This window comes from Georhizobium profundi (assembly GCF_003952725.1).
Lineage (GTDB): Bacteria > Pseudomonadota > Alphaproteobacteria > Rhizobiales > Rhizobiaceae > Georhizobium > Georhizobium profundi.
Genome location: NZ_CP032509.1, coordinates 867,159 through 880,208 on the forward strand (window position 1 = coordinate 867,159; position 13,050 = coordinate 880,208).

Genomic DNA, 13,050 nt, shown 5'->3' on the forward strand with positions numbered 1-13,050 from the left:
TGAAGCTTCGATTGCTTGAGGCAATCGACAGATACCGACGGGAGAATATTAGTGGAAGCTCTTATGCAGCGCTTCGGGTTGCGTACGGATCCCGTGATCTTTCTCGTGTCCGCGGCACTCACCCTCATTTTCGTCATCCTGCTCGTCGTCGCGCCGGGGCCGATCGGAACCGCGTTCGAAAGTGGCCGTGCGTGGATCGTCACGAATCTGGGATGGTTCTTCATCCTTGGCGTGAACGTTTGGCTGGGCTTCCTCATTTGGGCGGCGGCGAGCCGTCATGGGCACATCCGCCTGGGCAAGCGCGACAGTCGGCCCGAATATTCCAACCTGTCCTGGTTCACGATGCTGTTTGCGGGCGGGATAGGGACGGTTCTCATGTTCTGGGGTGTGGCCGAGCCGATCAGCCATTTTTCTGAGCCGCCGCTACCGGGTGTCGAGCCCTACACCCAGCAGGCGGCGCGCGACGCGATCGCGATCTCGATCTATCATCTGGGTCTGCACACCTGGACGATCTTCACGCTGCCGGGCCTGGCGTTTGCCTATTTCATTCACCGCTACGATCTGCCGGTGCGCGTGAGTTCGGTGTTCTATCCGCTGCTGCGCGAGCGCATCCATGGTCCGATCGGCAAGACGATCGACATAGCAGCGGTGCTTGGCACGCTGTTCGGTGTCGCTGTGTCGCTCGGTCTCGGCTCCTCGCAGATCGCGGCGGGCCTGTCGGCACTGTTCGGCGTGAATGACGGCGTGCCGCTGACGATTGCAATCCTTGCGGTGCTGACGGCAGTGGCCGTCGCCTCGATCGTCGCCGGGCTCGACAAGGGCGTAAAGCTTCTGTCCAACCTGAACATCGGCATGGCCGTGATCTTGATGTTCTTCGTGCTGTTTGCGGGCTCCACCCTGTTTCTCCTGCGCGGGATCGTCGAGACGTTCGGGATCTACTTCTCGAACCTGCCGCGCCTGGCGTTCTGGAACGACATGCTGGCCAACAACGATCCGAACGGTGAGGGCTGGGGCTGGCAAGGCGGTTGGACGGTCTTCTACTGGGCGTGGACCGTCACGTGGTCGCCTTTCATCGGTATCTTCGTGGCGCGCATCTCGAAGGGCCGTACCATCCGCGAATTCGTTTTCGGCGTGCTCCTGGCGCCGTCGCTCTTCACGCTGATCTGGTTTGCGATCTTCGGCTGGCAGGCCATGCAGTTCGACGGCATCGGCGTGGTGCGCGAGCAGATGGGCGAAAGCGCCGGGGCGCTCAGCCGCGCGGTCGCGGAGTCCGTGCCGCTCGCCATGTTCGCATTCTTCGAAAACCTGCCTCTGGTGCAGTTGGTCCAGGGCTTCGCCATCGTGATCGTGGCGATCTTCTTCGCGACCTCATCGGATTCAGCGTCGCTTGTCATCGACATGCTGTGCACCGGCACGGAAGAGCCCGGTCCGGTTCGCCAGCGCGTTTTCTGGGGTGTGTCCGAAGGCCTGGTCGCAGCGATGCTGATCGTTCTTGCCGGCGAGGTGGGTCTGGAGGCACTTCAGCAGGTCATCACGGTGGTGGGTCTTCCGATCTTCTGCCTCGTCTTCATGATGATCCCGTCGCTCATCAAAGGGTTTTATCTCGAAGACATCGACCATGTGACGATCGGCCGGCGACCGAAGCTGACGGAGTTCTAGCCGCCGTTTAGGAGCGGTTCTTACTTGGCGTGCCGGAGTTGCCCCGGCGGTCGCCCGCAATGCCAAGCTTGATGGCGATGACATCGGCGGCGTCGGCGAGTGCTTGGTAATGGCGTTCCCTGCCGCTTCCTTCGCGCCAGTAGACGCTGACCTCGCGGCGTTCGTCCCAGTCCTCGAATCCCAGCAGCTTCACGTCGGCTTCGCCGCGGAACTCCGATCTGGCGTAGAGCTCCGGAAAGAGTGACAGCCCCATTCCGATCGACACCATCTGTCGGATCGCATCGAGGCTGGAGCCTTCGAAATCCTCGTTGATGTGTGCGCCCGAGGCAGCAGCGAGGTGGCGCACATTTTCCAGCAGGCGGTGGCCGCGGCCGAGGGCGAGAAGCGTTTCTCCTGCGATCTCCTTAAGTTCCACTGTCCCCCGCGCAGAGAGGCCGTGCTCGGCCGGCACGCCGAGAAAGATGGTCTCGCGGCCGATCGGGCGGAACGACAGCCCCGCGCGTTCCGGAGAAGGGCCGATGCCGCAATCGAGCGTGCCGTCGGCAACCGCCGCTTCCAACGCGGCCGGGCTGTCCTCGCGGATGTAGACCTGGAGATCGGGATATTGCTCGTGCAGGCCAGGCAGGAGCCAACGCAGGAAATAAGGGCCGAAACTTGCCGGCGTGCCGATGCGCATCATGCCGCCGAGCGACGCCGCCTGTGCCGAAAGATCCTGCAGCAGATCGTCGAAGGAGGAGAGCAGCAGACGCGCACCCTTGGCCAGGCGCTCGCCGGCCGGTGTCGGCACGACCTGCGACGAGGTGCGCTCGAACAGGGTGACGCCCAGCCCCTCCTCGACAAGGGACACCTGAACCGACAGCGTCGGCTGCGAGACATGACAGCGTTTGGCGGCACGGCCGAAGTGGCGAAGATCGTCCACGGCGACGACGTATTCGAGCTGACGGAAAGAGGGGCGAAAGGGCATCAAGACTTAGTTAAAAGCTATCGTGCCGATTTCAACAATGAATTGGAACTATCGATCAGGCTGCGGCACCTATCGGCGGCAACAACGATCAGGTGAGATCATGGACCAGTTCCTAAAAGCGCTGCAGACCCGCCGCGCAACAATCCAGCGCAGTATCGAGCAGGAACTCGCAAGCCCGAACCCCGACCGGTTGCGGCTCAGCGCCCTGAAGCGTCTCAGGGTCCGCTTCCGCGACCAGATCGAATTTATCGAGCGGCTGAACCGGAACGGTGATTTGGCGCGCGTTCAGGTCGTCCGCCGCCGCTCGCTTCAGCCTTAAGCCTCCACCGGTCGCTTGTAGCGGTCACAACTCGCCGGTTCATCGCCTGAAATTGCGATCGGTCATCAGTGCGTTTGCCACACGCATCCCTCCAGGATTTTACACATGATCGCGACATTGTTCTCGCCGATGGTGCTCTTCTTCGGCCTTGGCGCCCTTGCCGCGATCGCGCGTTCGGACCTGACGGTGCCGGAGGCGGCCGGCAAGCTGATGGCGATTTACCTGATGGTCGCGATCGGCCTTAAAGGCGGTGTCGCCGTCGCCGCCGAAGGCGTGACGGGTGATCTTATCGTGGCGGCGCTCATCGGCCTTGCGCTTTCGCTGGTGCTGCCGCTGACGGCGTTCTGGCTCGCGCGCACATTCGCGCGACAGTCGAGAGTGGATGCCGCTTCGATTGCCGCGCATTATGGCTCGGTCAGCGTCGTGACCTATGTCGCGGGCATCGAGGCGCTGAAACTGGCTGGATTGCCGGCAAGCGGCTTCATGGTCGCGGTGCTGGCATTGATGGAAATGCCGGCGATTGTCGTCGCCCTGGTTCTTGCAAGACGGACGACGACGGGCGAGAGCGCGCTTCCAGCAAGCCGGCTCATGCACGAAGCTCTTTTCAATGGCTCGATCGTGCTCTTGGTCGGCAGTTTCGTCATCGGCCTCGTCATCGGCGGCGAGGGCTATGTGCAGATTGCGCCTGTCTTCGAGGCTGGGTTTCGCGGCGTGCTGTGCCTGTTTCTTCTCGACATGGGGCTCATCGCTGCGCGCCGGTTGATCGAGACACGCTCTCTCACGCTGAAGCTCGGCCTGCTTGCGGTCGCCATGCCGCTGCTGCACGGCTTCGTCGGCACTGCGCTCGGTGTGATGGCCGGACTTGGAACCGCAAATGCTGCCGCGATGGGGATCCTGGCAGCCAGCGCATCCTATATCGCCGTGCCGGCCGCATTGCGCATGACCTTGCCGGAAGCCAATGCGGGCACATCGCTCGCCATGTCGCTGGGCGTAACCTTTCCCTTCAACGTGACGCTCGGCATCCCGCTCTATATCTGGATGGCCCAGAGCTTGGCGTATTCGTGATGAGCAGGATCAACGCCGTCGGCTGAGTGCTCCGCCGACGCTTTAATCCCAGATGCCGAGTTTATTCACCAGCGGTTGGAACTTCTTCGGCGCTGCTGGATTGGCGGGTCATGCACAGCCGATATTTTGCCACAATCTTTCTCGCCCTCGTGGGCATCGTTCTTGCGGGCATTGCCTGCTTCGCGCCTCTCGGCAACACGGGCGTCGATGGGTCGCTCGGCGCGCTTCTGGCGCTGATCGGAACCGTAGCGACCGCTTTGGGTGCAGGCCTGCTTGCCTTCGCCAGCCTTTCCCCGCATTGGCGAACGCTTCTACTGGTCTTGTCGGTCACTGCGGCGGTGCTGAGTGCCATTGCAGGATACTTCTTGCTGAAGTTCGCGCTGGCAGGTGTCATGGCGGCGGCAGCCCTTGCACTCGTTCTGGGTGTCTTTTTCAACCCACGCCGGAGCATGGCATGATCCTACCGAACCGTATCACAGCGCTCATCGTCTCCTCATTGATCGGTGCGAGCGTAACGGCTCATGCGCAGCAATCGGAGTGGACGTCGTTTCACGGTGACATCGGCTCCACCAAGTTTTCCAATGTGCAGAGCCTGACGCCTGAGACGGTCGAGAATCTCGAGCGCGCCTGGGAGTTTCATACCGGCGACGTGGCCGACGGGTCGGGCGAATTGCCCGAGACGGTGTGGTCGGCGACGCCGGTCTACGCCAACGAAACGCTTTATCTCGGCACACCCTTCTATCGAATTGTGGCGCTGGACCCGGCGACGGGCGAAGAGCGCTGGGCCTATGACAGCGAGTCCACGTTGGAGGCGTTGACGCAGCCGGCACTCAAGAACCGCGGCGTCGCCTATTGGGAGAGCGGCCAGGCCGGCACCTGCGAAAAGCGGGTCTATCTCGGAACAATGGATGCCGAACTGCATGCGGTCGATGCCGATACCGGTGCGCGGTGCGAGGCGTTCGCCGAGGGCGGCGTGCTCAATGTGAACCAGTGGAACACGGTCAACGATGTCTTTCCGTTCTCGCTTCTCCAGCCGCCGCTGGTGGTGGGCGACACGCTTCTGCTGGGCTGGGCCGGAAAGGACTGGGAATACAGCGTCGCGCCTCCCGGCAATCTTCTCGCGATCGATGCCCGAAGCGGCGACTTGTTGTGGGAAGCAAGCTTCATCCCGGAAGAGATGATCCCGCGAACGGGCACTGCGAATATCTGGACGGCGATGACCGCCGACCCGGAGCTCGGCCTCGTCTATGCGCCGGTCTCCTCACCAAGCCCCAACTATTGGGGTGGCGATCGCACCGATCCCATCCCTCTGGCCACGTCGGTTACTGCCGTCGACATCGAGACGGGCGAGATCGCCTGGAGCTTCCAGCACGTCCGCCACGACATCTGGGACTATGATACGCCGTCTGCGCCGAGCCTCGTCGACATCGAACGAGACGGGCAGACCATACCCGCTCTGGTGCAGGCAACGAAGCAGGGCTTCCTGTTCGTGCTCGACCGCCGCACGGGTGAGCCGCTGTTCGACATCGAGGACCGTCCCACCCCGCAAAGCACTGCCGAAGGCGAGGTGACTGTCCCGACACAACCCTTCGCGATGACCCCGAGGCCCGTCGGCAATCCGATGGAGCTTCCCGATGTGTGGTGGCTCGCCGATCTCGTCAGCTTCGGCCAATGCTCGCGCGACCGCGAAAATTACCTCTATGAGGGCATGTTCACGCCGCCTTCCGAACAGGGAACGCTGTTCTTTCCCGGCACTGCGGGAGCGACGAACTGGGGTGGCGTGGCGATCGATCCACGCAATGCCACCCTTTACGTCAACGCATCACGGATCGTGCAGCTGATCCGGCTCATTCCCCGCGCCGAATACGAACAGCTCGACAATGCGGAGGGCGGCAATGAGGAAGGTTATTCGCCCCAGGAAGGTTCGCCTTACGGCATCTACCTTACCGACTGGAGCAATTGGGCCGGCATGCCGTGCTGGGCGCCTCCGTTCGGCACGTTTTCCGCCTACGATCTAAACACGGGCGATCTGCTTTATGAAACGCCGTTCGGGCGTGCGCAGCTCGAGGGTTTCTATGGCCTGGAGTCCTGGGGGTCGCCGACGCTCGGTGGACCGGTGATCACGGCCGGCGGTGTGGTCTTCATCGGGGCATCAGTGGACTCGCATGTGCGCGCGCTCGATGCGCGGACCGGTCGCGAACTCTGGTCCGATCTCGTCGAGGCTCCGGCGGTGTCCATACCTGCTGTCTTCACCCATCAAGGCGTCGACTACGTCGTGTTCGCCGTGGGCGGCAATTCCATCCTGAAGCCGGAAGTGTCGGATCAGGTCGTTGCCTATCGGCTGTCGGAGTAGGGTTTTGTCGCGTGTCGGCTGGCCTCCCGAGTGACGAGATCGTCGATCTTGGCGTCATGACCTTTACGCGTGGCATCTTCCCCATCATAGACGGCGGCTGAACAGTCCGATGACCTTTCATGAGAGGATGAGACAGCATGAAACTTCTGCGTGTCGGCGAGAAGGGCCGCGAACGGCCGGCTCTTCTGGACGCCAACGGCAAGCTCCGTGATCTCACTGGTATCGTCGACGACGTCGCCGGCGCGACGCTCCTGCCGGGCGAATTGCAGCGTCTGCGAGAGATCGACCCGCAGTCACTGCCGGAGCTGCCTTCGGACCTCAGGATCGGGCCATGCGTCGGCAATGTCGGCAAGTTCATCTGCGTCGGCCTGAACTATGCCGACCATGCGGCCGAAAGCGGTCTCGACGTGCCCAAGGAGCCGGTCATCTTCATGAAGGCCACCAGCGCAATCTGCGGGCCGAACGACGACATCATCATTCCGCGCAATTCCCGCAAGACCGACTGGGAAGTCGAGCTCGGCGTCGTCATCGGCCGCGAAGCGCGCTACATCGACGAGGCCGACGCGCTCGATCACGTGGCCGGTTACTGCGTCATCAACGATTTGTCCGAGCGGGAATTCCAAATCGAGCGTTCCGGGCAGTGGACGAAGGGCAAATCGGCCGACACGTTTGGTCCGATCGGCCCATGGCTCGTGACCGCAGATGAGATCGAAGATCCGCAGAACCTCTCCATGTGGCTCGACGTGGATGGTCGCCGGTTCCAGGATGGCTCGACGCGCACGATGGTCTACGGCGTGGCGCATGTCGTCAGCTACATTTCCCAGTTCATGAGCCTGCAGCCCGGTGACATCATCTCCACCGGCACGCCGCCCGGCGTGGGAATGGGCGTCAAGCCGGAGCCGATCTACCTCCGACCCGGCCAGGACATGCGCCTCGGGATCGAGAAATTGGGCGAGCAGCGCCAGCGCACCGTCGCCTGGAGGTGATTGCTGTCTCGGCAGACGGCTGAAGCGTGACGCGCCTCGCAAGAGACCACGCAACTGTGTCGGCTTTTCCAGTTGATTGCACAGCATACGTTCCATATATGGTTCGTATGCTGTGCAAACTTGGAGACGACGCATGGGTATCGTGAAGATCGATGATGAGTTGCACGAGGATGTTCGCCGGGCGAGCACGGTGCAATGCCGCTCCATCAATGCCCAGGCCGAATTCTGGATGAAGATCGGCATGCTTGCCGAAGCGCATCCGGGGCTTTCCTTCAACGATATCGTCAAGCAGCAATATGAGACGGCGGGCGTGCGCATGCCTGCGCAGGCTGCCTGAGGGATGGTCAAGACCCCCGATGAGCTGGCACTGATGCGCGTGTCCGGCAGATTGCTCGCGTCCGTCTTCGAGATGCTGGACGAGCAGGAGCTCGTCGGCCAATCGACGTTGCAGATCAACGATCTCGTCGACCGCTTCATCAGTGTCGATCTCGCGGCACGACCGGCCAGCAAAGGGCAGTATGGTTTCGAATATGCCTTGAACTGCTCGATTAACGACGTGGTCTGTCACGGCATACCGGATGCCGGCGAGATCATCCGGGACGGCGATATCATCAATTTCGACATCACACTGGAAAAGAACGGCTACATCGCCGATTCCAGCAAGACCTACCTAGTCGGAAACGCGCCGCCGGCTGCGCGCAAGCTCGTGCGCGTTGCGCAGGAGGCGATGTGGCAAGGGATCCGGCAGGTGCGGCCCGGTGCGCATATCGGCGACATCGGCCACGCGATCGAACGCCATGCCAAGAAGAACGGCTACGTCATCGTGCGTGAATATTGCGGGCACGGGATCGGCCGCGACATGCACGAGGAGCCACAAGTGTTGAATTTCGGGCGGCCGGGATCGGGCGAGAAACTGCGTGAAGGCATGGTCTTCACCGTCGAACCGATGGTCAATCAGGGCACTCGCAAGGTCGCCACCGCCGATGACGGGTGGACGGTGGTGACGACGGACGGCAAGCTTTCCGCCCAGTTCGAGCATACGGTTGCTGTGACGAAGACCGGGGTCGATGTGCTTACGCTACGCCGCGGCGAGCAGGCGATGCTTAGGGCTTCTTGATCTTCGGGCGGTGACATCCCCCTGCCTGGCGCGACTGCCGTCGATCGTGCCGTGCCTCGATCGATCAGCTCTTGGTCAAGCCCTGCTTCCAGTGGAGCATCAGCATGTCCAGAAAATGCTGGGCTGCGGGTGCCAGAGAGGCGCCGCGCCGACGCACGATCCCGATCGTTCGCGACACTTCGGGCTCGTGCAGTGGCCGGACGGTGATGATGGGATGATCGCCCTGCGGCGTGGCCATGCTCGGCAGCACGGAAACCCCCAGACCCGCCTCGACGAGGCCGAGCGACGTCGACAGATGCGTCGTTTCGTAGGTGAAGGACAACTGCACATCGGCTTTGGCCAGGGCTGCATCGAGCAGCGTGCGATTTCCACTCGATCGACTGACCGTGATCAAGCGGTGCGGTGGCAGGTCCGACCAGCGCACGACCGACTGTGCGGCCAACGGGTGGTCGCGTCGCGCGGCGAGGACGAACGGATCTTCGACCAGTGGCGTGAACTCGAGATCGGCGCTCGATGCGCCCATGAGGTTGATCCCGAATTCGACTTCTCCGCGTGACACGGCCGTCAGCCCGTCATTGGCGCTCAGGTCCATGATCCGAAAGCGTATCTGTGGGAATTCCGCTGCAAAGCGGCGAATGACGGCAGGCAGGAAATAGAACGCTGCCGTCGGCAGGCAGGCGATCGTCACCAGTCCGCCGCGCCGCAGGCCGACATCGCGAAACGAGAACAGCGACTGGTCGAACTCGTCCAGAAGCCGTCGCACCAACGGCAACATCTCGCGCCCGACGGCCGTCGGCGCGACGCTGCGGGTCGTTCGTTCGAACAACTGCGCGCCGATCGTCTCTTCCAGTTTTTGGATGCGGCGGGAGAGTGCCGGTTGCGAGACGTTGAGCGCCTCAGCCGCTCTGTGAAAATTGCCGAGCTCCATCACGGCGATGAAGGAGCGTAAGTCGAGCGTGTCGCAATTGATGTGCATTTCAGATCAACGCTCCAAATCTTTGCATATGACATATCAATGTGAACGATCCAAAACATGCAGGCAAAGGCTCGTTTGATGCAAATGATGCATTATTCATTGAGAAAACGGCATTAAACGCCGGATTTTGAGGCCTTCTGCCGAAATCACGGGCACCTGATGAGGATGAGGCGCCTTTAATGACTTTACAGGCGCGGCGTGACGTGGTCACCCTACGCCTAATTCATGTGTACCTTTGTATACGATGAAGACTTTGATCATGGGATTGGGAGGAAAAGCATGACCCGTATCGATCGTCGTAAGTTCCTGGCTGCCAGCGCAGCCGCCGTTGCAGCCGCAAGTTTCGGTCTGCCCAAGGCCTTCGCGCAGGATTCCGTGGACTTCGCTGGTGAAACCATCGAGTGGTGGATTCCTTTCTCTGAGGGCGGCGGCTCCGATGTCTGGGCGCGGTTCATGGCGCCTTACCTTGCCAAGCATCTGCCGGGTCAGCCGAACGTCATCGTACGCAACGTCCCGGGCGGTGGTTCGATCACCGGCACCAACGAATTCGTGGCGCGCGCCCGTCCCGACGGCCTGTCACTTCTCGGCACGTCCGGTTCGACGCAGTTCCCGTTCCTGCTCGGCGACACGCGCGTGCGCTACGACTATGCCAAGCTGATCCCCGTCCTCGTCTCACCGACGGGCGGCGTCGCCTATCTGCCGGCAAGCCTCGGCGTTGCCGATGCATCCGAACTGTCGAAAATCGGTGACCAGGAACTGGTCTATGCCAGCCAGGGTGCAACCTCGCTCGATCTCGTTCCGTTGCTTGCGTTCCGCCTGCTCGGTCTCAATGTCCGCCACGTCTTCGGCATGACCGGCCGCGGCGATGGCCGTCTTGCCTTCGAGCGCGGCGAAGCCACGATCGACTATCAGACGTCGTCTGCTTACCTCACCAATGTCGAGCCGCTGGTGGAAGCCGGCACCGCCGTGCCGATCTTCTCGTGGGGCGTTCTGGATACCGAAGGCAACGTCCAGCGCGATCCGACTTTCCCGGACCTGCCGCACTTCGTCGAAGCGCTCGAGATGGCGACCGGCGCAATCCCGGACAGCGTCGAGTTCGATGCCTACATGGCGTTTTTCGGCTCGGGCTTTGCAGCACAGAAGCCTGCCATGCTGCCGGAAGGCACCCCGGAGAACATCGTGGCCGCCTATCGCCAGGCGTTCGCCGATGCGGCTGCCGATCCCGATCTGCAGGCTGCCAAGGGCGAGATCCTGGGCGAGTACGAACAGGCTGTCGGCGATGGTGTCCAGACGCTCTACGAAGTCGCGACCACCATCGATCCGGAAGCACGCGAATGGGTTCGCGAGTTCCTGATGTCGGAATATCAGGTCCAGCTTTAACGGCAATTGACGCGGAGCGCGCGAGGCTCGTCGCCGCGCGCTCCGCTCACACTCGATCCCGATCGTTCGGGACGACTTGATCCTGGCTTCTGCGGACTTCGTCGCTTCGTGTTGCCGTGCAACGCGTCGATCCGCAGCATCTCCCCCAGCAGCGGGACGCTCCTATCATGCTTGAGACATTTCTCAGTTCCTTCGCCACCTTGCTGACTGTCCAGCACCTCATGTTCATGACGATCGGGGTCGTGCTCGGGCTCGTGGTCGGTATTCTGCCTGCGCTCGGCGGCATCGCCGGCATGTCGCTGCTGCTTCCTTTCATCTACGGCATGGACCCGACTTCGGCCGTGGCGATGATGATCGGCCTGTTGGCGATCTTGCCGACATCGGACACGTTCTCGTCTATCCTGATGGGTATTCCGGGCTCGTCCGCATCTCAGGCCACCGTGCTCGACGGTTTCCCGCTCGCCAAGAAGGGCGAGGCGGCGCGCGCGCTGTCTGCAGCCTTCTCGGCATCGATGGTGGGCGGCATGTTCGGCGCGATCGCGCTGACCGGCGTCGTCCTGATTGCGCGACCGCTGATCCTGTCGTTCAGTTCGGCTGAGCTTTTCATGCTCGCGATCTTCGGCCTGTCGATGGTCGGGGTCCTGTCGGGATCGAATCTTGGCAAGGGCCTGGCTGCCTGTGCGCTCGGCCTCATTCTCGGCACGATCGGAACGGCGCCTGCCGCTGGCGGCGAGCGCATGTCCTTCGATTCGCTCTATCTGATCAGCGGCCTCGAACTGGTCATCGTTGGCCTGGGCATCTTTGCCCTTCCCGAGATCGTCGACCTTCTGCGGTCCAACCAGAGTATTTCGTCGACCGGAAAGCTCGGCTCGGGCTGGTTCCAGGGTGTTCGCGATACGTGGAACAGCCGCTGGCTTGCGTTGCGCTGTTCCGGCCTCGGTGCGCTGATCGGGATGATCCCGGGTCTCGGCGGCAGCGTCGTCGACTGGCTGGCCTATGGTCATGCCGTGCAGACGACCAAGGGCAAGACGGAATTCGGGCAGGGCGACATTCGCGGCGTGATCGCACCGGAATCGGCCAACAATGCCTGTGCCGGTGGTGCCCTGATCCCGACACTGCTCTTCGGCATTCCGGGCTCCGGCTCGATGGCGATCTTCCTCGCCGCCATGATCCTGATCGGTCTGCAGCCGGGACCGGCCATGGCCGACCCAGCGCGCGATCTGGATCTGACCTACACGATCATCTGGACGCTCGCGATCGCGAACGTTGTGGGCACGGCGCTTTGCATCATCCTGTCACCGTGGGTCGCTAAGCTGACGACGATCAAATACACGATTTTCGCGCCCTTCATGATCGTCGTCATTTCCTTCGGTGCATTCCAGGCCACGCGGTCCTTCAATGACATGCTGGCGCTTTTGGCGATCGGCCTCATCGGGATTTTCCTGAAGCGCTTCGGCTGGCCGCGCCCGGCCTTCCTCATCGGCTTCGTGCTCGCCACCCAGGTGGAAACCTATTTCTACCAGGCGGTGCAGTTCTACGGCTACGGTTTCCCGCTGCGGCCGCTGGCGCTGGCCATCGGCGTGCTGACCGTGCTTTCCGTCTGGTTCGGCACGCGCAAGCGTCCCGGCGATGTTGCCGCCGCGAGTGTAAGCTCCGAAGGCGATGCCGAGCAGGCCCAGGCCAAGAACCTCATGCCGCAGATCGTCTTCACGGTGATCGTCGGCGGGCTCTTCGTCTATGCCTTCTTCGACTCCTGGGAACTGGCCTCGTTCCTCGACAAGGTGTTCCCGATGTCGGTCGCAGTCGTCGGCCTGATCGCCTGCCTTGTGGTCGGCCTGCCGCAGCTGCGTGCGCAAAAAAAGATCAGCGGCGGTGGCGCCATCGCTGGCGGTTCGGCGAACTTCGACATGGACGCCAACATGACCGACGGCGGACCGTGGCGGTTCGTATTCTGGCTGGTCGGCTTCGTCGGCCTGATCGGTCTGCTTGGCTACTTCCTGGCGCTGATCGTATTCTTCATGACCTTCACCCGGGCCGTGGCGAAAACGAGCTGGCTGACATCCGCCGTGCTGACGGCCGGAGCCGCTGCAATGATCATGGTCCTGACCTGGGCGCTGAACATGCAAATGCCTTACGGCCTGCTGCAGGAGTATTTCTACGACAGCCTGGTCTGGCCGTTCCGCTAGGCACACGAACAGCCGCTCCGGAAACGTTTCCGGGGCGGTTTTCCA

At 62.2% G+C, this 13,050-nt stretch carries 12 protein-coding genes; 10 read left to right on the top strand and 2 right to left on the bottom strand.

What is annotated here, in order from left to right; all coding sequences use genetic code 11:
* Nucleotides 1-15 precede the first annotated feature (15 nt).
* Nucleotides 16-1,659: a BCCT family transporter gene (locus D5400_RS04100; RefSeq protein WP_245451423.1), complete on the top strand. Its 1,644-nt coding sequence runs from the start codon at nt 16-18 to the stop codon at nt 1,657-1,659.
* A 7-nt stretch (nt 1,660-1,666) separates the two neighbouring features.
* On the opposite strand, the gene D5400_RS04105 is transcribed toward D5400_RS04100, so the two are convergent.
* Nucleotides 1,667-2,623, bottom strand: a complete 957-nt coding sequence (locus D5400_RS04105; RefSeq protein ID WP_126007920.1) for a LysR substrate-binding domain-containing protein — start codon at nt 2,621-2,623, stop codon at nt 1,667-1,669.
* Nucleotides 2,624-2,723: 100 nt separating this feature from the next.
* On the opposite strand from D5400_RS04105, the gene D5400_RS04110 reads away from it, so the two are divergent.
* The 7 genes from D5400_RS04110 (at nt 2,724) to map (ending at nt 8,463) form a co-directional block, all read left to right on the top strand.
* Complete coding sequence (locus D5400_RS04110) at nt 2,724-2,942, top strand: DUF465 domain-containing protein (RefSeq protein ID WP_164527787.1); 219 nt, start codon at nt 2,724-2,726, stop codon at nt 2,940-2,942.
* Between the two features lie 105 nt (nt 2,943-3,047).
* A complete protein-coding gene (locus D5400_RS04115) occupies nt 3,048-4,007 on the top strand; it encodes a sodium-dependent bicarbonate transport family permease (protein ID WP_126007923.1) in 960 nt (319 codons plus the stop codon).
* A gap of 110 nt (nt 4,008-4,117) precedes the next feature.
* A complete protein-coding gene (locus D5400_RS04120; protein ID WP_126007925.1) occupies nt 4,118-4,465 on the top strand; it encodes a hypothetical protein in 348 nt (115 codons plus the stop codon).
* The gene (locus D5400_RS04125; protein WP_126007928.1) at nt 4,462-6,360 is read left to right on the top strand and encodes a pyrroloquinoline quinone-dependent dehydrogenase; all 1,899 of its coding nucleotides are present in this window, start codon (nt 4,462-4,464) and stop codon (nt 6,358-6,360) included. The genes D5400_RS04120 and D5400_RS04125 overlap by 4 nt, the downstream gene beginning before the upstream one ends.
* A gap of 137 nt (nt 6,361-6,497) precedes the next feature.
* Complete coding sequence (locus D5400_RS04130) at nt 6,498-7,346, top strand: fumarylacetoacetate hydrolase family protein (RefSeq protein ID WP_126007931.1); 849 nt, start codon at nt 6,498-6,500, stop codon at nt 7,344-7,346.
* Between the two features lie 133 nt (nt 7,347-7,479).
* Entirely contained in the window at nt 7,480-7,683 is a 204-nt protein-coding gene (locus D5400_RS04135) for a ParD-like family protein (RefSeq protein WP_126007933.1), read from the top strand.
* Nucleotides 7,684-7,686: 3 nt separating this feature from the next.
* On the top strand, nt 7,687-8,463 hold the full coding sequence (gene map / locus D5400_RS04140) for a type I methionyl aminopeptidase (protein WP_126007936.1): 777 nt from the start codon (nt 7,687-7,689) through the stop codon (nt 8,461-8,463).
* Between the two features lie 64 nt (nt 8,464-8,527).
* Here the strand turns inward: map and D5400_RS04145 are convergent, their stop codons facing one another.
* Entirely contained in the window at nt 8,528-9,439 is a 912-nt protein-coding gene (locus D5400_RS04145) for a LysR family transcriptional regulator (RefSeq protein WP_126007939.1), read from the bottom strand.
* Between the two features lie 279 nt (nt 9,440-9,718).
* On the opposite strand from D5400_RS04145, the gene D5400_RS04150 reads away from it, so the two are divergent.
* Complete coding sequence (locus D5400_RS04150) at nt 9,719-10,819, top strand: Bug family tripartite tricarboxylate transporter substrate binding protein (RefSeq protein WP_126007941.1); 1,101 nt, start codon at nt 9,719-9,721, stop codon at nt 10,817-10,819.
* Between the two features lie 167 nt (nt 10,820-10,986).
* The gene (locus tag D5400_RS04155) at nt 10,987-13,005 is read left to right on the top strand and encodes a tripartite tricarboxylate transporter permease (protein WP_126007944.1); all 2,019 of its coding nucleotides are present in this window, start codon (nt 10,987-10,989) and stop codon (nt 13,003-13,005) included.
* The last annotated feature ends 45 nt before the right edge of the window (nt 13,006-13,050 follow it).